The organism is Pseudomonas sp. MDT2-39-1, from assembly GCF_054898085.1.
In genome coordinates this window covers 1,887,476-1,910,293 of record NZ_CM142716.1, presented here as the reverse complement: position 1 = coordinate 1,910,293, position 22,818 = coordinate 1,887,476, and the positions used below count along the sequence as shown (strand labels likewise).

At 57.9% G+C, this 22,818-nt stretch carries 15 protein-coding genes; 9 read left to right on the top strand and 6 right to left on the bottom strand.

The genetic code is table 11. The annotated features are described in order from the left end of the window. Positions 1 to 229: 229 nt before the first annotated feature. From ACYZTM_RS09220 to ACYZTM_RS09210, 3 genes are all read left to right on the top strand, one after another. Positions 230 to 460 carry a VF530 family protein gene (locus ACYZTM_RS09220; protein ID WP_131060937.1) on the top strand — a complete coding sequence of 77 codons (231 nt, stop codon included), beginning with the start codon at positions 230 to 232 and terminating at the stop codon, positions 458 to 460. A 2-nt stretch (positions 461 to 462) separates the two neighbouring features. Then, positions 463 to 1,116, top strand: a complete 654-nt coding sequence (locus tag ACYZTM_RS09215; RefSeq protein ID WP_461988266.1) for a Pr6Pr family membrane protein — start codon at positions 463 to 465, stop codon at positions 1,114 to 1,116. A 195-nt stretch (positions 1,117 to 1,311) separates the two neighbouring features. Beyond that, a protein-coding gene (locus ACYZTM_RS09210) for an IS3 family transposase (protein ID WP_461983481.1) occupies positions 1,312 to 2,492 on the top strand; the annotation gives its coding sequence in 2 pieces (ribosomal slippage) (positions 1,312 to 1,564 and positions 1,564 to 2,492; 1,182 coding nt in all). Between the two features lie 93 nt (positions 2,493 to 2,585). Here the strand turns inward: ACYZTM_RS09210 and ACYZTM_RS09205 are convergent. Then, complete coding sequence (locus ACYZTM_RS09205) at positions 2,586 to 3,371, bottom strand: siderophore-interacting protein (RefSeq protein ID WP_131060934.1); 786 nt, start codon at positions 3,369 to 3,371, stop codon at positions 2,586 to 2,588. After that, a complete protein-coding gene (locus ACYZTM_RS09200; protein WP_131060933.1) occupies positions 3,368 to 3,946 on the bottom strand; it encodes a PadR family transcriptional regulator in 579 nt (192 codons plus the stop codon). The genes ACYZTM_RS09205 and ACYZTM_RS09200 overlap by 4 nt, the downstream gene beginning before the upstream one ends. 510 nt (positions 3,947 to 4,456) lie before the next feature. On the opposite strand from ACYZTM_RS09200, the gene ACYZTM_RS09195 reads away from it, so the two are divergent. The 5 genes from ACYZTM_RS09195 (at position 4,457) to ACYZTM_RS09175 (ending at position 10,164) form a co-directional block, all read left to right on the top strand. Beyond that, entirely contained in the window at positions 4,457 to 4,948 is a 492-nt protein-coding gene (locus tag ACYZTM_RS09195; protein ID WP_131060932.1) for a CS1 type fimbrial major subunit, read from the top strand. Positions 4,949 to 5,062: 114 nt separating this feature from the next. Continuing rightward, positions 5,063 to 7,585, top strand: a complete 2,523-nt coding sequence (locus tag ACYZTM_RS09190) for a TcfC E-set like domain-containing protein (protein ID WP_461988263.1) — start codon at positions 5,063 to 5,065, stop codon at positions 7,583 to 7,585. Between the two features lie 38 nt (positions 7,586 to 7,623). Continuing rightward, positions 7,624 to 8,364 (top strand): molecular chaperone, encoded by a 741-nt coding sequence (locus ACYZTM_RS09185; RefSeq protein ID WP_461988261.1) that lies wholly within the window; start codon positions 7,624 to 7,626, stop codon positions 8,362 to 8,364. Between the two features lie 5 nt (positions 8,365 to 8,369). Next, a complete protein-coding gene (locus ACYZTM_RS09180; RefSeq protein ID WP_131060929.1) occupies positions 8,370 to 8,861 on the top strand; it encodes a CS1 type fimbrial major subunit in 492 nt (163 codons plus the stop codon). Between the two features lie 70 nt (positions 8,862 to 8,931). Then, positions 8,932 to 10,164 (top strand): hypothetical protein, encoded by a 1,233-nt coding sequence (locus tag ACYZTM_RS09175; RefSeq protein ID WP_461989119.1) that lies wholly within the window; start codon positions 8,932 to 8,934, stop codon positions 10,162 to 10,164. 44 nt (positions 10,165 to 10,208) lie between these two features. Here ACYZTM_RS09175 and ACYZTM_RS09170 read toward each other — a convergent pair whose 3' ends face one another. From ACYZTM_RS09170 to ACYZTM_RS09160, 3 genes are all read right to left on the bottom strand, one after another. Beyond that, positions 10,209 to 15,029 (bottom strand): NEL-type E3 ubiquitin ligase domain-containing protein, encoded by a 4,821-nt coding sequence (locus tag ACYZTM_RS09170; protein ID WP_461988259.1) that lies wholly within the window; start codon positions 15,027 to 15,029, stop codon positions 10,209 to 10,211. 409 nt (positions 15,030 to 15,438) lie between these two features. Further along, positions 15,439 to 18,555, bottom strand: coding sequence for a transglycosylase domain-containing protein (locus tag ACYZTM_RS09165; RefSeq protein ID WP_131060926.1), 3,117 nt, complete (start codon positions 18,553 to 18,555; stop codon positions 15,439 to 15,441). A gap of 379 nt (positions 18,556 to 18,934) precedes the next feature. Beyond that, positions 18,935 to 19,393: an REP-associated tyrosine transposase gene (locus ACYZTM_RS09160; protein ID WP_131060925.1), complete on the bottom strand. Its 459-nt coding sequence runs from the start codon at positions 19,391 to 19,393 to the stop codon at positions 18,935 to 18,937. 649 nt (positions 19,394 to 20,042) lie between these two features. On the opposite strand from ACYZTM_RS09160, the gene ACYZTM_RS09155 reads away from it, so the two are divergent. After that, a complete protein-coding gene (locus ACYZTM_RS09155) occupies positions 20,043 to 21,464 on the top strand; it encodes an amino acid permease (protein ID WP_461988256.1) in 1,422 nt (473 codons plus the stop codon). A gap of 175 nt (positions 21,465 to 21,639) precedes the next feature. On the opposite strand, the gene ACYZTM_RS09150 is transcribed toward ACYZTM_RS09155, so the two are convergent. Beyond that, positions 21,640 to 22,767, bottom strand: a complete 1,128-nt coding sequence (locus ACYZTM_RS09150; RefSeq protein ID WP_131060923.1) for an OpgC family protein — start codon at positions 22,765 to 22,767, stop codon at positions 21,640 to 21,642. Positions 22,768 to 22,818: the final 51 nt, after the last annotated feature.

The window sequence follows — 22,818 nt, the reverse complement described above, 5'->3', positions numbered from 1 at the left end:
ACATGGAGCGTTTCGGATTTGGTAACAGTCCGTGGGAAAAAATCGCAGCCTCGTTTCACTCGACAGCTCCTACAGGTGAACGCCAATGTAGGAGCTGTCGAGTGAAACGAGGCTGCGATCTTTTGCGTTTCACCTACATTTAGCTGACAGCACACAGATCGCTTCCCCCCAAGGAAGCCCTCGGCTAAGGTGCGCGGCTTCCCATCCTTACATCGCTCGAAGGCCCGGCATGACCGAACAGAACAACAACCCGCTGCACGGCGTGACGCTGGAGCAAATCCTCAATGCCCTGGTTGAACATTACGAATGGTCGGGGCTGGCCGAGCGCATTGATATCCGCTGCTTCAAGAGTGACCCGAGCATCAAGTCGAGCCTGACGTTCCTGCGCAAAACTCCGTGGGCCAGGGAGAAGGTCGAACACTTGTACGTAAAGCTGATGCGCACCAAGCGCCCGCTCTGAACATGATCAGCCTATCGACGCCAGGTTCTGCCGCGAGGCGTCGTTTTGTTGCGGTGGCCGCAGTGCTGGGCTGGTCGGGGCTGGCGATTCAGCTGTACCTGATTCTGTACTCACGCTGGACGCTGGAAGCCAGTCTGCTGGGTGGGCTGCTGAGCTTTTTCAGTTACTTCACCGTGCTGACCAATACGTTGGTGGCGGTGGTGTTGACCTGTGAGTGGACCCCTCGCGAATCGGCGGCGCGATGCTGGTTTTTACAGCCGTGGGTCAGCAGCGCGATTGCCGTGAGCATCGTGGTTGTCGGCCTGGCGTATAGCGTGTTACTGCGCCACTTGTGGCACCCCGAAGGCTGGCAGTTGCTGGCGGACGAGCTGATGCATGACGTCATGCCGCTGCTGTTTCTGGCGTATTGGTGGTTGTGTGTGCCCAAAGGCACATTGCGGTTGCGGCATATCGGCCTGTGGGTGATTTATCCGCTGGTGTACTTCGCCTATTCGCTGCTGCGTGGTCACGAGCTGGCGGTTTATCCCTATCCGTTCATTGACGTCGGCACGCTGGGTTATCCACAGGTGTTTGTGAATGCGGGGGGATTGTTGGCGGGGTTTGTTGTGATCGCGTTGTTATTGATCGCCCTTGATAGATGGCGCGCTCCAAAGTGAACACTTGTGGCGAGGGGACTTGTCCCCGTTGGGTTGCGCAGCAGCCCCAAAATCTCGGCAGCTGTCGAAGGTTTTGGGGAGCGCTTCGCACTCCAACGGGGACAAGTCCCCTCGCCACAGAAGCGCCTCAGTGTAGTGGTTTAATTTCCCCGGACACCTCGATAGGTGGAAAATGCATCTATCGAGGAGATTTTCATGACCGACAAACGCAGAACATTCGACGACAGCTTCAAGCTGGAAGTCGTGAAGATGATCAAGGATCAGGGCCTGAGCGTTTCACAGGTTTGTCGTGATCTTAATATCGGTGATACGGCCGTTCGGCGCTGGGTACAGCAGTACGAGGCCGAGCAGTTGGGACAGGCCGGGATGGGCAAACCGCTGACGTCCGAGCAGCAGCGTATTCGGCAGTTGGAGCAAGAAAACCGCCAGCTCAAGATGGATAACGATGTATTAAAAAAAGCTACTGCCTTCTTTGCCCGCGAGCTGAAGTAACGTACCGATTGGTTCGGCAGCTGCAACAGAAGGCTTATTCGGTGGCGCATGTCTGTCGGCTACTGGGTATTAGTCGATCCGGTTTCTACGAGGCCAACAAGCGCGCTGAAGTTCCGGCATCGGTTTGTCCGATCACGGTTCAGCTCAAGGCGTCGTTTGCCAAGAGTGGCGGCTGCTATGGCAGTCGCCCGTTGCGTAAAGCTTTACGCGCCAAGGGCATAGAAATAGGCCTTTATAAGATCCGCCGCTTGATGCGTACCAATGGCCTGCGTTCGGCCTGGAAGCGTAAGTTTGTGCACACGACCGATAGCAAACACAACCTGCCGATTGCCGAGAATGTGCTGAATCGCCAATTTGAACCCGAGGCAGCGAACAAGGCCTGGGTGGCAGACATTACCTACATCCGGACCCGTAGCGGCTGGTTGTACCTGGCCGTGGTGCTGGACTTGTTCTCACGCAAGATAGTGGGCTGGTCCATGGCCCCGAACATGCCGGCTGAGCTGGTGTGCAGTGCAATGCAGTTGGCGGTTGCTCAGCGTCAACCGCCACCGGGCCTGATCGCGCACTCGGATCGTGGCAGCCAGTACGCGAGCGCGAGCTACAGATCCCTGCTGGCAAGAAATGACATGCAGCAAAGCATGAGCCGTAAAGGTAACTGCTGGGACAACTCAGTGATGGAGCGCTTCTTCCTGAGCTTGAAAATGGAGCGGGTATGGCGGCGCGATTACGCCAACCACGCCGAAGCGATACGTGACATTACTGAATACATCGTTGGGTTTTACAACAACGAGCGGCTGCACTCGAAACTCGGGTATCTGCCACCGACCGTTTACGAACGGGAGATGGCGTCGAAATCACCTATCGAGGTGTCCGGAATTAGTTGACCACGACACAGTACAGAGTTCTCCTTGCCTCAGAAAACCCTTTGCCACAAAGCCCCCTCACCACAGGAAACTTGGCAGCCACAAGAGCTGCGGTCATTCCTCGTCGCTGTCATCCAGGCGCCAGTAACCCACGGCTTTGACAAATTGCTCGTTCAAACCGTGCTCATCAAGCAAAACTCGGCGGATCTGCCGTGACACCTTGGTCTCGGTCGCCACCCACGCATACAGATTGCCGCTCGGCACGTGCAGTTGCTTCACGGTGGTCAGCAAATTGTCTTTGTCGCCCTCGCGCAAGACCCAGATCACATTGACCTGTGCGGCGCTTTCCAGTCGCTGCTGCTCGGCGCCGTTCTCCACTTCCACAATCACCAACGCACGCCGATTGGCCGCCAGACCTTCGAGCCGACGGGCGATGGCGGGCAGGGCGGTTTCGTCGCCGATCAACAAGTAGCTGTCGAACATGTCCGGCACAATCATCGAGCCGCGTGGCCCGCCGATGTGCAGGAACTGGCCAGGTTTGGCCTGCTCGGCCCAGGTCGCGGCGGGGCCGTCGCCGTGCAGGACGAAATCGATGTCCAGTTCCAGGGCATCGAGGTCGTAACGACGGGGCGTGTAGTCGCGCATTGCTGGCATCGGCCCGTTGTCTTTACCGGCGCCGAGCACCAGTGTTTCCAGTGCCGCGTGCTCCGCCGCGTTTTGTGGGAACAGCAGTTTGACGTGGTCGTCCGTACCGAGGCTGACGAAACCGGCCAGTTCCGGGCCGCCCAGGGTAACCCGGCGCATCCGCGGGGTCAGGTCGACCACGCGCAGCACTTCCAGGCGACGGCGTTTGATCTCATGCATGACACGGTGAATGGATTGCACGATCACTTCAGTCATTCGGCTTTCTCCTGAACGGGTTGAACGGCAGGGCCATCGACGATGGCTTTGGCGGTGTTATTGAGCAGGTCGCGAACCCGCAGGATTTCTTCGGGGCTCCAGCGGCCGTGGTGCATTTGCAAGGCGTGACGCAAGTTGTGCACAGCCTCGTGGATCTCGGCCGGACGATCATGGCCGCGCAATGAGCGCTTGCTGACCTCGATGCGCATCCGCACGCCGTCCAGCGCAATCGCCTGCTCGGTCAACGACAGACGTCCGGCGTCGGTGATGCTGTAGCGTTTTTTGCCGCCCTCGGCGTCGCCCAGAATCATTTCGCTTTCTTCGAGAAAGGTCAGGGTCGGGTAGATCACGCCGGGGCTGGGGCTGTAGGCGCCGTCGAACATGCTTTCGATCTGGCGGATCAAGTCATAGCCATGGCAGGGCTGCTCAGCGATCAAAGCCAACAGCAGCAGTTTCAGGTCACCGGGGGCGAACACCCGGGGACCGCGTCCACCTCGTTCACGGCCGGGGCCTGGGCGTTTTTCGAAGCTATCGCGGCTGTCGCTGTGGTCTCGATGGGAATGATGGTCTCTCATTTTGCGTCTTCTCTCGTCGTGTTTAGATACAACTTAAGATATATCTTTAGGTCTGCGCAAGCGTTCTGGACCAACGGTCGGCCTCGGGCGCCGCTTGAGGGCCAGGCGCAATCAGCGACGAGGAAGGATGCATGGGTTGCTCTTTTAGAGTAATTAAACTAATTATAGAAGTTCATGGGTTGGTAATTAATCCACCCGCATGACATAAGTAGTCTCGGTCTTACGGAAGTTTGATTGGTTCTAGTCTGTGTGCTTTTTAAGTTAAAACTGTGTGTAGTATTTATCTGAGGGTCAAACAATCTAATTAGTGATTTTCCAACTTTTTTCCTGCTGTTCGAAAGCCATTGTTACTACATGTTCTTCGGAAGTTGCGTACTTACTTTCTCAAGGGATTGGACGATCATTCTCCGGCGTCGAAAGTTAAGTGAAATCGCCAACACAGGAGTGAATGGCGATGGCTTGTTCAGACTTTCCTCGGTCCAATCCTTTGAAAAAGACAGGTACTCAATAATGTTCAAGAAGCTTGCAATCGCCGTTCCGATGACCCTCCTGGCCCTGAGCGCTTCGATGGCGTTCGCTGCGGAAGAATCGCGCACCTCCATCAACATTACCGCTGAAATCCCGAGCAAGGTTTTCCACGCTCAGCCTGTAGACAAAGACTTCGGAAAAGACGAGAAAATGCAGTACGTCGTAGGGACTGGCGTCCTGTCGGAGGTCCGCGGTACCTTTGATATTCAACACACCAATGGCTCGGTAGGCGCATACGTTGTCGGCGGTCCTACGCCGCTGTTCAACGGTAATGCGACCTTGAACATACCTCTGACTTACACCTTCAACGGCAAGGAATTGACCGCCGATTCTCAGGAAGTGGTTGGTGACGTCGAGTCCAACGGTGGTATGCGCGCAGACCTGGTCATTACTGCCGCTAAACCGGGCAACAATCAAGTCGGTGTCTACACCGCCAACCCGGTCGTCATGTTTGATGCCATTCCGCGCATCTAAACCAAAGCGCGTTCTGTAAGTAAGTTCTGTCTTACTTGGCAACGTTCACCGATCGATAGGGTTTCGCCCCTGTCGATCGGGTTTCAACGAATTTATCTTTAGAGTATTTCGTTCATGTTCCCGATGACTCCCATCGCGACGGCGCTTGCCCTATGTTTTTGTGCAACTGCCCTGGCCACGCCAGCGGATAACGGTACTACACCGCGAAGTCTGCTGGCGCAGGCAAAGGGTTTGCCGAGCGAGTTCGAAGAGCATTTCTTTGATGTGCCGCTGGCGGTGCGCGTGGAACTTGATCAACAGTTTCTCGGTGAGGCGATGGTCGTGCTGACCCGCGACGATCGCATCACCCTCGTTGACTTCTCCGATGTCAGCGACAGCACGATCAAGCCCAGTGAACGTGACATCTGGGCCAATTATCTGAAACAAGGCGTGGTGCTGGGTACCTGTCAGGCCAACTGCCCCGAACAATTGCTGGCGGTCCACTACAGCCTGGAAAACTCCCTGGTGTCGATCCTCACAGAAAACGCTGAGCGCGATGATCAAGTGCAGCTGTATTACAACCAGCCCGAAGGTGGCAGCACCGGGTTGATCGTGCGCAACCAGCTGAACCTTAATGGCGGCCAGAACCAGGACCTCGGTGGTCGTTACGGTCTGGAAGCCAGCAGCAGCCTCGGTAACTGGACCCAAGCCGTCAATTTGCAGCTGTCCCGCCTGGGCGGTGTGGACAACCAGACCTATCACGCCGTGCATGAGCTCTTCACCCAGCGCGAACTGCAAGGCAGCTTTCTGCGGCTGGGCTTATTCACACCCAACTCGGAAGGCCTGACCCGTCAGCCGCGCTCATTTGGCGCCAGCCCCGACACCGCAGTGGGCGTCATGTACGGCAGCTCCGACAGCCTGGCCATCAGCAACCCGAAACCGGCGGTCTACCCGATCTACGTCACGGCCAATCGCCAGGGCTCGGTGGAAATCTACCGCGACGGTTTGCTGATCAACACGCAGGCGATGCCGGCCGGTTTGCAGACCCTCGATACGCGGCCATTGCCCGGTGGCATCTATGAAGTGGAAGTGCGCCTGATCGAAGACGGCCAGATCACCTCCAGCACTCAGGAACTGGTCTACAAACCCAACAACTGGCGCAATCATGACGAGCGCTGGCGCTACAACCTGTTCGCCGGGCGTGAATCGAAAGTGCTCAGCAACTGGGATGAGCAGGCCGACGGCGACATGACCGCCGGTGCCGCCTTCAACTTCCTGTTGCACCCGCGGGTGATCCTCGGCCTGTCGGGTCGACAGGTCAAAGACACCCTGCAATACGGCACATCGGTCGACTGGGCCATCGTCAATAACGCCAGCGTCTATGCCAACGTCTATCAAACGCAGGACTACGGCACCGGCCTCGACGTGCAGGGGCTCTATTCCTACGGCAGCGGCAGCATCGTCGCCAGCCATAACCGCAGTTGGCTCGACACTACGCGACTCTACGACACCCTGCCCGACGGCACGCGAGTGCGGCAGCGCAACGTGTTTATCGGCCAGACCAGCAACTCTTCCTTGTCGGTGAATCATCGACTCACCAGCAAAAGTTCGGTCAACGCTCGGGTGTCCCACAGCGAAGGCAATACCGAAGGTGTCGGCGTTGATTTGGGTTGGAGCCAACGCACGCAACTGTTCGGCAGCGACGCCAATTGGCGTTTGTCGCTGTTCGACAGGCCGGGCAGTTTCAGCTCCGGAGATGATCGAAATCGTGGCCTTGATTTGAGCGTGAACATCGCGCTGGTCGGTCCGGGAGAACAACTGTCCGGCAGCATCGGCACCCGCACCGATCGCGACGGCGGGCGGGATAACAATGCCTCGATCACCTACCGCAAAAGTTTGCAGGACCACCTGCTGCAAAGCGTTTCCGCCACGGCGATCACCGACACCTATGGCATCGGTTTGAACGCGCTGGCGACGATGCAATCGGACCTGGTCAACGGCGACGGCTTTATTCAGCGCTCGTCCTACAACAACGACCTCACCGGCGGCCTGAACCTTGACAGCACTGTGGCGGTTGGCGGGCAAAAAATGATCATGACCAGCCAATACCAGCGCGACGGTGCGGGCATGATCATCGATGTCGAATCGGACATCGACGACATTACCCTGCGCGCCGACGATTTGAGCGGCGGCAGTGCGGTACTCAAGCCCGGGCGCAATTTCGTACCGATCACGGCTTACAAAAGCAGCTCCGTCAGTTTCGATTTCGAAGGCAATCACGTCCCCGCCGCGACCATCCAGCCGGCCCGTTCCAGCTATCACCTGAACAAGGGCGGCGTGGATTATCGGCAGATTCGTGTGATGCGAACCCTCACCGTACTCGGCCGCCTGATCGACCCCCAGGGCAACCCGCTCAAGGGCCATCACATCATCAACCACGCCAGTCGCGGGGTGAGTGAGGTGGACGGCTTCTTCTCCATGGAAATGAACGCCGGCTCACCGACCCTGGAAGTGCGCTACGGCAATCAGTTGCTGTGCCAGTTCCGACTCGATCCGAGCAGCGGTCGCACGGAAAACAATGTGCTGATGATCGGCGATCTGCGTTGCACGCCGGACACATTGGCGGACCTGACGCTTGAGACGCCGACGGCAGGCTGATGCCCGGCGAAACGCATTTTTCTATGAGGTAAATGACGATGAAACGTCGGTTGGTACTGATTGGTTTTTGTTTGTTCACCCAGACGGCGCACGCCGGGCCGAGCATCAACATCGGCTCGGTTTACGACTACCTGGACGGCGACAAAAGTACGTTCTTGAAACGCGTCTTCAACGGTGGTGACAGCACCGCCTTCGTCAAGGTCAACATCCTTGAAATCCTTTACGACGCTGAAGGCAAATCCCAGGAAGTGCCGCTCAAATCCAGTGCCGACGGCACCGCCCGGGATGGCTTGATGGCCAGCCCGGCGCGGCTGATCGTGCCCGCCAGTGGCATGCAAGGCACGCGCTTGCTGTACATGGGCGAACGCGACAAAGAGCGTTATTTTCGTGTGCGTTTCGTGCCGGTGGTGCCCGAGAAAGAAGACGAATTCGCGGTCTCCGTTGAAGACCGTGAGGCATACAAGAAAACCCTCTCCGCCGGGGTCACGGTGCTGGCCGGTTATGGCGCGGTGTTTTTCGTCCGGCCCAAGGACACGCGTTACGCCAGCGTGATCGAAAACGATGCGGCCAGGTACCGGATCCGCAACAACGGCAACACCGTGGTGGTGATCGATGAGTTCAAGGATTGCTCGGTCAAGAACGAGCAGGACTGCCAGCCAACCACCAAGCATCACATCCTGGCAGGGCGCAGTTTCGAGTTCGAGAAACAGGCCGGTCGCGAGTATCGCTTCACTTTGGTTGAAGGCGCGAGCAGCAAGAAACTCGATGTGAAAGGCTGATGACCATGTTCAGAAAACTCACGGTTCTGATGGTGTTGGCAGTGGCCTGCCATTCAGCGTTTGCCGCCCGCGAAGTGCAGCACTTCGAAGTGTTCGTGACGATCCCGAGCCAGGCGTTCTACGTCATTCCCGCAGATCCCGACTGGATTCACCGTGAACAGCCATTGCCGTGGAATCTGGCGACCTCGACCCTGGGTGGCTTGCGCAAGTATTTCGATGTGAAGAATGAAGCCGGCTCCATCGAAGCCCGCCTTGAGGGCAGGCCCTACTTGTCCAACGGGACGGATGCCCATGACATTGGTTTGCGTGTCACGTTCAACGACAAGTTGTTAAGCGAGGGGGAAAGCCGCGAGGTGGTTTCGCTGAGCGAAGCGGCGCAGGGCAAGCGGGTTTTACTGCAAATCGTGCCGGTGCCACCTGCCGATGGGGTTTATAAGCCCGGTAACTATTTTGGCAGCGTCAACATGGTTTTCAACGCGGTGTTGCCGGGAGAGTGAAGCCAGGAGGGATCAGCCATTCATGATTTAAGGAGAATCGATGAATTTTTCAGTTGGACGATTATTTCAAATGCCGGGTGGCTGTGCAGTGATCAGCCTGATGTTCGCTGTGTTTTCACTGCCTGTGCAGGCGGCAGTCCTGGAGATTGAAGCGGAATTCGTGCCGGATTCGGCAAAGCCGCAGAAAAATGAATTCGTCAACAAGACGCCTTCGGAGGGGTTTTGTCGGCAGGTCCCGGCGGCCTGTGAGCCTTTTGGACTTTTCAGTCTCGGTGCGCCCATTGCTTTCACGGCCAATGCGCCGATTCTGGCCAATCATGCCGACCCTCGCCAAGGCGGTATGGCCAAGGTTCCCTCAGCGTGGAGAGAAGTACGTGTTACGCATGAATCGGGAGATTCAAAAGTGCTTTCCGTTCGGATCGGAGGTATTGGTCACGAAGCACAAGTTCCACGCCCCGTTACCGAATTGACCGGGGGCGGGTACTGGGATCAACTTTGGGCAGGAGGGGGCTGGGCCTACGCCCCGAGTCCTTGCCAGGGTGTGGGTTGGTATTCCCATGGTCCCAGGGGTTACAACAGTTTTTGGAGAGTTCCGGTTGGTGCTGGCGTGTGCAGCAAAAAGGCACTTTTCGACATCCCGATGTCCTTCCGGTATCTGTACTTCGTTTTCGCCTATGAACTGCGCACACCCGATCCGCTGAACATGGTCGCGGGCAAATACAACGGTTCGATTACCTACAGGGTCGGTCCTCATCAGGATTTCGACATGGGTGATGTCATGATTCCGGCTGACAATCAACTGACCCTCAATTTCTCCCTGGATGTTCGGCACACCCTCAAGGTCGAGATACCGCCGGGTGGCAATCGCGTTGAACTGGTCCCGCAGGGCGGTTGGCAAGCCTGGCTGACGCAGGGACGCAAGCCGACACGGTTGTTTCGGGATCAGACGTTCAATGTGTCTTCGTCGAGTCGCTTCAAGATGAGCCTGGACTGCCAGTACAGCCTGGATGGCAACCGCTGCTCGGTGCGCGATCCGGTTTCAGGTCATGTCGTGCCACTCGACGTCAGCCTGACTCTGCCCAATGGTCTGGTGGATGCCGCCGCTCAACCGGTCAGTCGTCGACCGTTGCGGCGCGACGGCAGTGGCACTGAGCTTTTCCAGCCGCGCTTTTATGTCGATCGCAAGCCCGGAACGTTGCACTTCGAGATTGCGCCGGACGAGGTCGACGAAATGCTCAAATCCGGTATCGCCAGATCTTATTCGGGCAATGTAACGGTCATCTGGGATTCGGAAGTGGGTTAAGGGTTGAACCCTGATGCAGCAACGGGTGCATCAGGGTTTGCCGATTACTGCTGTGCGTCTTTTTGCAGCGCTGCGCGGGTCAGCTTCCTGCTCAGCTCTTTTTCTTCGTAGCCCATGTCGTGAAGCAATCGGCCGTAGACCTCATCGGTCATGTCTTGATCGGTAAGCACCACACTGTCATCGACACCCAGTCGTCGTGCGAGGTCTAGCAGGCGCTGTTTGAGGGCTCGTCGCTGCGCAATCTGCAGGCCTTTGGAGCTCGCCCAGGCCTGTTGTGCTTCGCGCAACTCCTCCAGCAAGTCGCTCTTGGTTTCGTAAAACCGGGTATTGCGACTGAACTCGTTCGGGTACGTGTCATGCAAGTATTTCTGCCAGAACGGCTGATCGATCATGTCGTTGATCAACCCTTCGCCGGCCTCCATCGACATCACCGTATTGAAGGCGGTGTCGAGGGTTTTGGCGCTCACTTTGGCCAGTGGGCGATGCAGCATCGACTCCGATTGCCACGGTAAACCGAGGCGTTGAGCCAGGCCGGTTTCGTAAGCGAGGTACACCTCCACCTCATCGGGGTTGCCCTCACGGCTGCCGAAATCGGCACGGGCAATGTCATCCACGCGCGCCAGGCGAGCGGCGCCTTTTGCCAGGTTCACCAGTTTGCTTTCCAGGACGGCGTTGGACGTCGATAAGGCATAGGCTTCGGAGGCGAGCACCTTGATGCCCATGTGGTTGAACACCTGAGCCCCGGCATCGGCGCACGTAGTGGGCGCCTTGGCCATTTCGAACAGTTCCTTGCGCAACTCGGTGTCCAGGTCGATGGCTTCGATCATGCGCCATACCCGGCTGCTGAGCTGTTGACGCAAATCACCACCGGCTTTGTAATCGGCCGAGCGTGTCTGTTTCTGGATCAAGGCAAAAAAATCTTCAGAGCCCGGCTCGGTCATCAAATCGTGCCAGGCTTCCTCCCGGAAAGTACCCAGCCCTGAGACCTCGGCACTCCACCAGACAGAGTCGTCGTTCATCGGCCACAGGTTCATCGCGTCTCTTGCAGCGTCGGCGTAGACCTGCTTGGGAGCGATGCCGACTGACCGTCGATATGCCTTGAAAATGACCAGGTTTGCGTCCGAGAGATGCTTTTCGTACAAGCGGGTTCGCGCCACAAGGAAGGCATCCTCCGAGCCGGGCACAACGGTCGGAATCACGCTGATCGGGTTCTCCTGCAAATCCAGAAAGAAGCCACGCGGTCGGCGCTTGCTGGAGGGTCCGAGAAGCCCATCGGGCCAGGTGGTTGCCCCGGTGTTGCTCAAACTCAGGATCCTCAGTTTGGGCATGCGCCCGACGTTCGGGAGCCTGCCCAGTTGCGTGTTGTCATCGAGCCTGAGTGTTTCCATGTGGGTCAGGTTTCGCAGTTGCTCGACGGCCGACGGGGTCAACCTGATGTCGTTGTTCATCAGCCGCAACGTTCGCAGGTAGTGCATCTTGCCGATGGTTTCGGGGAGTCGCGTCAACCCGCAGCTGCGTGCGCTCAGTTGCCGGAGATGAGAAAAGTCACTCAACAGGTTGGAGGAGGTTTCGGAAAAGTTTGTGCGGTCCAGATTCAAGGTGCTGATCTGATCGAGGTAGTGCTTGATGTCCGGCAGTTCCTTCCACCAGCGTTCGAGATCGGGCATATCGAACTCTACGGACAGGTCCAGCGCATAACCGCCGTCGGCAGTGATACTGCGTTCACCAAATACCGTGGGTTTTCTTGAGAAGCAATCGATGAGTCGATCGGCAATATGCAGCCCGCCACCGCGCACGAACCCTTGTCGATCAGGCCCCCACGCGTCAGGTCGCTGGTTTTGCCACCGATGGAGCAGCTTTTGAAGGTCATACAGCTCTCGGTCCAGCCTCGCCAGAGTCTGACGCCCTTGCTCTGGCGAACCCAGGGATCGAACGAAGGTATTGACCTCTCGTTCGTTGAAGTGGGGGTACAAATCCTCCACCCGTTGGGTGAGTGTGGCGCCGGTGGTCGAAAAACCGGGGCCGCGCAGCAGCGTCATGTCTTCATGGTTCGCCACCGGACGGATCGGTGGTGCGGCGAGCGCGGTGCGGCGCTGCGCAGGTGTCTCGGTCTTTGCCATCACCCATTGCTTGAAAAATTCACCCTGGCCCGGCCGATAACCCAGCTGCGCTCGTTTGTTTTTCGGCAAAGCGTTGAGGACGGCTTCATAAAAATCAGCGGCGTCGTGCAGTTTGTGGTTGTCGGCGTCCCAGACTTCAAACAGGTTCCCCTCATCCTTGACCAGCATCCGAACCGTCGACGCGTCCTGCGCACCCACACTGCTGCGCAAGGGGCCAGCATCGCTGCCTTCGCGAACCTCGATGCGCAATTGCGCGAACGTGTCGGTATGAATCCTCAGTGCGTTCAGCACCAGGCGTTCGGTTTCCGCCACCCACTGCGCGCCGTCGTGAAAACCTTCATAGGCATGGTTCGTCCGGACTTCGAAGGCGGCGTCACGCGCACGGCTTTTGAGGCTCAACGGTAGGCGCTGCTCCTGGTTCATGCGCTTGAGGTCGGCCGCGTCGGCATTGTTGAGCAGCGTCTGTGCCGCACGGGTTGGCAGCTCGGGAAATGTCTGGCGAATGAGTCGGATCTGAGGATCGTCGGACGCTTGCGCACCGTGGTAAAGCTGATTGACGATGTCAGCGCTCAGTCGATTGGCTTCGTCCGCCAGTCGATCACGCAACGCTTGCACCCGTTCACTTTTGGCGGTTGACCGACCGAGCATGGCTTGCCGCTCGTCTTCGCTGAGAAACTCGACAAGGCGCGGCGCAAATTGCTCGCTCATCAGGTTGGACAAACTGGTGGACAGCGTCTGCTCGTCGGTTGCATCGGCATTGCCATACTGGCGGAACCGGCCGGTCCTGTCGGCGTTTTCGTAGACCTTCAGGGCTTTGTCCGCGGGCCAGCCGTCCAGGTAAGTCGTCAGCGGTTCAAACCAGTAGGACGACGGATCCAGGGGCAAACCTGATCGGATTTTTTCAATGGCCTGGCGGGTCTGGCGCTGATTTTTCAAGCGGGTGAGGCTGTCATCCAGTAACGGTGGCGGGGCCGTGTTGTCGACGTACATCCGGCGCAGCGCAGCGTCGTCGGTGCCGCTGGCGATACGAACGTCTTCGAGTTCTGCGTCGCTGAAGCCGTCCACGGAGTGGCCCAGACGCCGCATCAATGTCGGGCGTTCCCATACGCGCGGGTTTTCGGCTTCGTGGGTCCAGGCGCCGCGGCCGTTGTGTTTCAACTCGGGTAAATAAGCAGTGTCGCGATGGGGGTGTTTGACGCGGTAGTCACCGGTTTGCGGGTCCTTTTGCACGGCGTAGTGCTTGTCATCCAGTGGCAGAATGTCCTGGCCTTCGTGGGCGTGAAACCCCTGCGCGTCTGGGCTGGAATCAGCCGGTAACTTCACATCGGGTAGCTCGTAAGGTGTGAGGTCGGGATGCCACAGACGAGGTTCGCCATTGGGCAGTGTCACCGGTTTCATGCCTTCGATCAGCGGCGACAGTTTCAGGCGTGCAAGCTCACCGATCTTCGCGCCGGCGGCAAACGCCACCAGCGAAAGAAAGTCTGTGACTGCTCCGGTAATATGCTCGGCGGCTTCGGTCCACAGCCCCAATGCCATGTCGACGATGCCTTCGAGGACGTCGCTGGTCATCTGATACACGGAGTAGACCATCATCAATTCACCCAGCCCCGGAACGAACGGCGTGACCACCATCAGGGCGATGTTGAAGAGGTCCGAGGCTATTTTCTTGAAGTTCTCCCACCAGGCCCATCGGGCATCGGTATCGGCATCGGCGGTGGACACGGCGATGTGTCGGGCGTCGTTGAAAACCTTGTTGAGCTTTTGCTGAAAGAGGTACTCCCAGAGTTCGCCAGGAATCGGTGCGGCTTTGAAATGCAGGCTAGGATGGGTGACGGCAACTTCCCGCCAGCTCGGCCCTTGCTCCAATGGCTCTTTCTGATGCCATTTCACTTCGAACAGGCGTTGTTGCAGCCCGCCGAAAAAATGCCCTCGGTCTGATTGATCGACGAACCGGCTGAAGAATTGCTGGTAGGTCATGCCGGTGGACGACACGACGTCGTTGTCGCGTAGCTGACGCGTCAGTTCATCCATGAAAGCGACGGTCGAGGGGTACTCTTTCAGTGGGTGCTCAGGGTCTTGCGGGACGTAGACAATCACCGGTGTCACGTCGCGGATGCGTTGTTCCGGCATGGGCGTGATCAACACGATTCCGGTCAGCAAGCTGTCAAGGATGGACAATTCTGCGAATTGCATCACCCGGCCTTTACGGGTGAGATTGCGCTGGCCATCGAGCATCTTCAGGACGAGGTCGCTGGCATCGGCATCGATGTCTCCCGTCAGAACGGCCAGTTGAGCGGCCGCTTTGAACGCGGCTTTCTCGCTCTCGACGATTTTGAGTTTCAAGTAACCCAGGGCGAGGCCGTCACTGGGCAGCAACTGCTCTTCGAGGTATTTCTTATAGCGCGCGCCAATGTCCAGCTGGCGACACAGGGTCTGAAACTGCGCGATGGACATTTTGCGTTTGATCGGCAGGATATCGAAGTGCCCACGCGCATCGGGCTGGCTGATGAAGTTCGAGTCTGCCTCGCAGGTCTCGTGGCTCGCGAAGTTGTGCAGGGCCGCATCCAGCAGTGAAACGGTTCGGGTCACCACACCGCCGAGATCGCTGGCATACCAGGGCAGCTTTTTCGGTAGATAGAGATACAAACAAGTTGTCGTTACATCGACGTCGACCCCGAACTGTTTCAGTAACGCCTCGGTCAGTAACGGTTCGGCGAACTCATACACGCCTTGTACTTTATCCATTACCCGGTCGACTGCGTTTTGAGCGGACCAGAGTTCAAGGTTGGCGTCTTGTAACGGCGTGTGATCGAAATCTTTTGTGGTCTGTACCCAATGCCCTGAAGCCGTTTGTGTGAGGCTCAGTTCCCGAATCCGTTGCAGTGATGCGCCTTTGAACGTTGGGTTGATTCGGCTGTTGATGAACCCGTAGTGGCGACCTTTATTGTTATCGGCCCCGGGTGTCGGTAGCGCTGATATACGTCCGTGTAAGTCAGTCATGCTTTTAATAAACCTTGAGCGTTAAGTGGAGTGACCAGCCTAACGCCCGGGGCTCAAAGTAAAAGTCTCAATTACAGCTGCTAAATAAGTGTTCGTCCTCGTAAAGCATTGGAATTTTCAATGCCGAAAACAATTAATTACCGCCATTGTTTTATCAGCGTCGCGCTACCTCCACCGGCAGACATTGCGTATGCGTCCCCGGTTGCAGATACGGCGTGAGAATCGGTGCCATGCCCTTGAGTACCTGCACGGGCAGCGCCGAGGTGAACTTGAAGGCTTCGGCGGTGCGCCCCGGTACGAAGGCGGTCAGCGTTCCGAAGTGGTTGTCACCGATGAAAAACACGAAGGTGGCCGTGCGGTTGATCGACTTCGAACTCAGGATCCGCCCGCCGGAACCAATGGCTTCGATGCGGTTATCCCCGGTCCCGGTCTTGCCGCCCATGGCCAATGGTTTGCCATCGGGTGTGATGAAACTGCCGGAAACACGTTTGGCCGTACCGGCATCCACCACTTGCGACAGGGCCTCGCGCATGGCCGTGGCGACTTCGGACGGCATCACCCGTTTACCGGCGTCCGGGTCGTTGATCAGTTTGGTTTCGTACGGCGTATTGGCCGCGAAGTGCAGGGTGTCGATGCGCAATGTCGGCATGCGCACACCGTCGTTGAGGATGGTGCCGATCAACTCGCCCAGCGCCGCAGGACGGTCGCCGGAGCTGCCGATGGCAGTGGCCAGCGACGGCACCAGGTGATCGAACGGGTAACCGACTTTCTGCCAGCGCTGATGAATGTCGAGGAAGGCTTCGATCTCCAGCATGGTGCGGATACGGCTGTCGCGGGCGCCCTTGTGACGACTCTTGAACAGCCAGCTGTAGACTTCCTGACGCTCGAAATGGCTGGCCTTGACGATCTGGCTCCATTTCGCATCCGGGTTATTCAGCAGGTAGCCCATCAGCCACAGGTCCAGCGGGTGAACCTTGGCGATGAAGCCCTGATCCGGCAGGTCGTAGGCGCCGGGGCTGTAATTTTCGTAGAGCCGTTGCAGGCGTTCGTCGGTGAGTTTTTCGGTGAGCTTCGCGCCTTTGAGGTGCGAGCGCACGAAGGTGTTGAAGCTTTCCTGGCTGGCCTGCGGCAGCAAATAACGATGCACCGCCGCCATACGAATCGGGGTCGGGCGCATGCTGTCGAGGAAGGTATCGAGCCGCGCCTGGGTGTCCTTGTTTTTGTACTTCTTCCAGAACTTGAGCAGGAATGAAGTACCTTCGCGATCGGCGAAATTGGCCAGGTATTCCTGACGCCGCGGGTCACGATCGTCCTTGAGCAATTCGGCGCTGTTGTTGGGGCCGGAATACGTGGTGTAGCGCACCAGGTCACGCATCAGGCGAATGAACGGCAGGTTGATCGATTCCCGCAGGGCATCGCGCAAGGTGGGAATGCGGCCGTTGTCTTCCTTGCGGAAGTTGACGAAGGTGTGCAGCCCGCCGCCGGTGAAAAAGGCTTCGCCGGGGCTGGCGGAATATTTGCGGTCCAGTGCGGCGCCCAGCATGGTCGACAGATTGCGGTCCTTGTTCTGAATCAAGTAATCGACGGCCCAGCGGCTCAGGCGATCCTGATCCGGGACGTCGACTTTCTTCAATTCCGGGACCGTCATTTCGGCGTACTTATCGTGCAGCTCGGCCATGACTTGCAGGTAGGTGGTGAGCACGCGCATTTTCGCGGTAGAGCCCAGTTCCAGCTTGCTGCCTTCGTTGATGTCGAACGGCTGGTCGGTGCTGTCGGTCTGCACCCGCACACGCGCACCGTCCGGTGTCAGTTCAAACAACGTGAAGCTGTAGCGCACTTGGGTGGTGCTGGTGGGGGTGAGCAAGCGTTCGCCCATCAGACCGATTTGGGTCGCAAACGCCGGGTCGGCCAGGTGCTTGAGGTACTCGGTGGTCTGGGTTTGCAAATCGCCTTGCAGGGTGCTGGTGGCGGAGAGGTCGAGGCGGTCGAGATCGTACAGGGGACGATTGAGCAGCCCGCCCAAGCGGCTGCGCGCCACGCTGATGCCTTTGTTGGTTTCAATCGGCTGAATGGTCGGCTGGGTTTGCCAGTCGCGATAGATCACTTTGCTGGCCATGGCTGCCGCTGCGAAGGACGCATCGATCACACCATTCGCCGCCAGCAGGCGGATGTGGCTGTCGGTGAGGTCGGCCAGTTCATCATGGCCCTTGGTCAGGTAGTGAGAAGGGCGACGCTGGGCGATCATCAGCGAGAGCATTTCACGCAGGGCCAGACCTTTTTCGGCCATGCTCTTGGGATCCGTGTCGGTGTTGGCCAGCCGTTCGTTGGCCTTGTTGAAATCGGCCCCGTACCAGACGCGCAACCCTTCGGCCATGCCATGCACTTCACCGTGGCCCGGTACCGCCGACAGCGGCACGCTGTTGAGGTAATCGCGAACCACATTTTGCCGGACCTGCAAGGTTTCGGGGCCCGGTTGATAAGCCCGCACGGTGGCGGAAATCATCTGCCGGATCTTTTCCGCGCCCGACACCGTCAGGCCGTCGGGTGAGTGTCGGTATTTCTCAAGTTGCGTCGCCAGCGTGCTACCGCCCGCCGACTGGCCCGGCAGGTGAATCAGCTTGGCCACCTGGGACCACACCGCCATGCCGAACCGCGGCCAGTCCACAGCGGGGTTGGCCAAGGGCTGACGAGGATCGAGCAAAAAGCGGTTTTCGATAAACAGCAGGCTGCTGACCACCACCGGCGGGATCGCGTCGAAGCTTGAATAGAGTTGTTGCGGGTATTTGTACTGGTACAGCGGTGCCGCACGGCAATCGGTAATCGACAATCCAGCCTGTATTTTTTCCGCGTAGGGCACGAAAAAGCCGTTGTCGGTGTAGTCCATCAGCTTTTGAGAGAAGCGGGTTTGTGACGCAATGACGTAGTCACGCTTGATCAAACGCGGCAGGAATTCATTCAGGGAGCTGTAGCCCAGACGCAGATCGAAAGGGCCAGCGCCTGGATAGCGAATGGCGTCGCTGGGGCCGGGTCTCATTTCATAACTCAGGGACGCGGCGAATTTGCTCACCTCACGGGATTGAAACTTCGAGGTGCGCATCTCCTTGGCGGCAGCGAGCCCCAGGACAATCAGGATAATCAACAGCAACAACCAGAAAGCCCCCCAGCCGTGCTTCGTACGACTGCTAGAGGGTTTTTCAGGTATAGGCGCTTCATCCACACGTTCAGTCGGAACCACAGTTTTACTCGTATCGGTTTGCCATAACGCGCCCATAGTCGACTGATCCATTCACGCAGATTGATCGGACTTGTCTGAAGCTTAGTCGGTGGTTGGCGATGGTGAAAAAATTGTGAACATACAAATTTCGAATTCTCATCGTTAAGTGCCTGTGGAAAGGAGCGTTTGTGGTGCTGGAGCTTTTTGTGACAGGGATTTATGTGGGGAGGGGAATTTTTGTGGCGAGGGGATTTATCCCCGTTGGGCTGCGAAGCGGCCCCAGCGTCTTTTCAGACAGACTAAGTTGTCTGGATTTACGACTGCTTCGCAGCCGAACGGGGATAAATCCCCTCGCCACAAATGCAGGTGTTCGCGCTTAAGTGAACAGCATTACCCTCGCCACGGGGAGTTCGGTAGCCACAGAAGGGGAGTGACGTTACAACCAGCAGGCATCCCAGAGTGGGTAATCACCGATTTTTTCTACCAATCCTGCGCGCAACGGGTTGGCAACAATGTAGCGAGCGAACGGAAGAATTTCTTCTCCATCGCGGATTGCGCGGTCGTGATAGCCGGTTTGCCACAAAGAGCCACTTCGGCCGGTCGTTTTGTTCACTGCCTGGGAGCATCGTGCTTTGGTAGCACTGACGACATCCCCTAATTTGCCATCTTGCAATTGCATCAGCCAATGAAAGTGATCGGGCATAACCACCCAGGCGATTGAGTTCACCAGCCCGGAGTCGTGAACCCGTCGCATTTCTGCAACAAGCAGGCGACCTAATTGCCAGTCAGAGAAAATGGGTTGGCGATCATGGATGACTGCGGTGATGAGATAAGCACGACCGGTTTCGGAGTGTCGGCCCAAGCGCAGACGATGCGAGTTAGGTTGAGTAGGCAATCCATTGCTTCCTTGCAAGACAGTTGAGTGACGCTTTCAGGCTAGTAGGCAGTGATCTGTATCGACGTTGAGACTGTTAAGAGAAATTTCTGATTCTTGTGAAGGATTTGGCGATGAGGACTTTTGTGGCGAGGGGATTTATCCCCGTCGGGTGGCGCAGCCGCTCCAAAACCAGCAATCGCGGTCTATCAGATGTACCGAGTGCAACGGTTTTTACGACTGCTGCGCAGCCGAACGGGGATAAATCCCCTCGCCACGACAGCTATTTCACCAAAAAGGTGTGGGTCGGCCTGGAATGCCTTTGCCAGACACGTCGAACGGTAAATAAGGCCGGAGCAGGGACATGACGATGCACCAATGCTGTGCAATACTCGGCGCCGTTTCAGCTGGTGAAAAATCCTACAAAGCCCAGGTAATGCCCCTCCGCGAACCGGGCTTTTCCCGGGGGTTCTGGCTGAATGTTGTGGTTTATAGAGTGAAAAATCCTGTACGAAGCTTTTTATACTGCACGCCCCGCTGATCTTGCAGGTTTGTCCTGCAAGACGGGTTTGCTCACGAAGCAGGCCCGGTTTCTCAGAAGCAATGGCTTACCGGTCAGCGCTTTGTTACTCGGTGGTCATATCCAATAACAAGACGAGGTTGTATCCCTATGCCAGTCGGCAATCACCTGCCCCACGGCGAGACCGCTCAGGGCGGCCCGCTTAAACGCGAACTCGGCGAACGGCATATTCGCTTGATGGCGCTCGGCGCCTGTATCGGTGTCGGTCTGTTCCTCGGTTCGGCCAAGGCCATCGAAATGGCCGGCCCCGCCATCATGCTGTCCTACATCATCGGCGGTCTGGCGATACTGGTGATCATGCGCGCCCTCGGCGAGATGGCCGTGCACAACCCGGTCGCCGGCTCCTTCAGCCGTTACGCCCAAGACTACCTCGGCCCCTTGGCGGGCTTCCTGACCGGCTGGAACTACTGGTTCCTGTGGCTGGTGACCTGTGTCGCGGAAATCACTGCGGTGGCGGTGTACATGGGCGTCTGGTTCCCCGATGTGCCGCGCTGGATCTGGGCACTCGCCGCGTTGATCAGCATGGGTTCGATCAACCTGATTGCGGTGAAAGCCTTCGGTGAATTCGAGTTCTGGTTCGCTCTGATCAAGATCGTCACCATCATCGCGATGGTGGTCGGCGGCATCGGCGTGATCGCATTCGGCTTCGGCAACGACGGCGTGGCGCTGGGGATTTCCAATCTCTGGGCCCACGGCGGCTTCATGCCCAACGGCGTGCAAGGCGTGTTGATGTCCCTGCAGATGGTGATGTTCGCCTACCTCGGCGTCGAGATGATCGGCCTGACTGCCGGTGAAGCGAAGAACCCGCAGAAGACCATTCCTAACGCGATCGGCTCGGTGTTCTGGCGGATTCTGCTGTTCTACGTCGGCGCGTTGTTCGTGATCCTGTCGATCTACCCGTGGAACGAAATCGGCACTCAGGGCAGTCCGTTCGTGATGACCTTCGAACGCCTGGGCATCAAGACCGCGGCCGGCATCATCAACTTCGTGGTGATCACCGCTGCGCTGTCGTCGTGCAACGGTGGCATTTTCAGCACCGGGCGCATGCTCTACAGCCTGGCGCAGAATGGCCAGGCCCCGGCCGGTTTCGCCAAGACCTCGAACAACGGCGTGCCACGTCGTGCGCTGCTGCTGTCGATCGGCGCGTTGTTGTTGGGCGTGTTGCTCAACTACCTGGTGCCTGAAAAAGTCTTCGTCTGGGTGACGGCGATTGCCACCTTCGGCGCGATCTGGACTTGGGTGATGATCCTGCTGGCCCAGCTCAAGTTCCGCAAAGGCCTGAGTGCCAGCGAACGTGCCGGCTTGAAGTACAAAATGTGGCTGTACCCGGTCAGCTCGTATCTGGCGCTGGCGTTCCTGGTGCTGGTGGTCGGCCTGATGGCGTACTTCCCGGACACCCGCGTGGCGCTGTATGTCGGCCCGGCGTTCCTGGTATTGCTGACTGTGGTGTTCTACGTGTTCAAGCTGCAACCGACCAATGTGTCGCAAGGTGCGGTGCGCTCGGCTTCGTAAAGTCGTCACGCCTGAAACGCAAAAGCCCCGGTCCATTGGCCGGGGCTTTGTTGGCTGACGAAATTACCTGTGGCGAGCGAGCTTGCTCGCGCGGGCACGTAGCGGCCCTGAAAACTTACGACTGCTTCGCAGCCGAGCGCGAGCAAGCTCGCTCGCCACAAAGGCTTGGTGTGCCTCAGTTGACCGGCACCGTTTGAATCGGTGCGGTCAGGCGTTTGTTGAAATCCAGCCAAACCCCCAGCAACCCCATCAACCCGGCCCCCACCAACGCTGTGAAGATTTGCATGGCAAACGCATCATCGGTCAAGGCATTGACCATGTCCGCCAACGGCGCGAGCAACACTCCAAGGCAAAACACTTCCAGCGAGTAACGCCCCATGCGACTGCATTGCTGTGCCAGCCAGTTCTGCGTCCAGCCAGTGTCCGGCAACAGTTTCGCCGTGACATACGCCAGCGCCAGAAAGTGCAGCAGGCGCACCGGCGACAGGTCGGTCTTGCTGATCGGGTACAGCAAGTTGCTCAGGGTGGCCGGTACCATCGAATCATGCAGTTGCGGCCACCGCCATAATACGGTCAGCACCCCGGCAACGCCGGCGTACAACGCCGCACTCACAAACAAAGGCTGGCGCAGCAAGGGGCGCCTGTCGCGCAAGCCTGGGCGCTGCGCGTGAATCGCAGCGGCACCGCCGAGTACGAACAATAGTTGCCAGGCGACGGGGTTGAAGTACCACACGCCGTCCTTGATGGCAGCCAGATTCCAGCCGAACAACGGCACCGTCAGGTACACCGCAAACGACATCGCCACCACCACCCATGGCTTGCGCACAAATATCGGCAGCACCAGCGGCAAGCCTGCCAGCAGCACGATGTAGAGCGGCAACGGATCCATCAGGTTCGGTTTGAAGCGCAACAGTAACTCATCGATCAAGGCTTGCTGCGGATTGCTGATGAAGTGGTGCATGCCCATCTCCTCCACCAGATCTCGGGTTTCCACGTGGCTGTTGGCGAAGAACACGATGCCCATCAGCATCGCCAGCAGAAAAATATGCACCACATACAGTACCCAGGCACGACGCAGGATTTTTACGCAGGCAATCAAGTAACCGTCGCGGGCAAGGATCTTGCCGTAGGCCAGAACGGCGGCGTAGCCGGCGAGGAACACGAAGATTTCGGCGGCATCACTGAAACCGAAGTTACGCAGGGTGATCTGACCCAACGGGTTGTGGGGCACGTGATCCCAGAAAATGAAGATCAGTGCAAGGCCACGGAAAAAGTCGATCCGGTGATCGCGTTCAGTCGTCATGGCTGCGGGCTCTTGAACGGGTTTTGAAGCAGGAGCGCCGGCGACACAAAA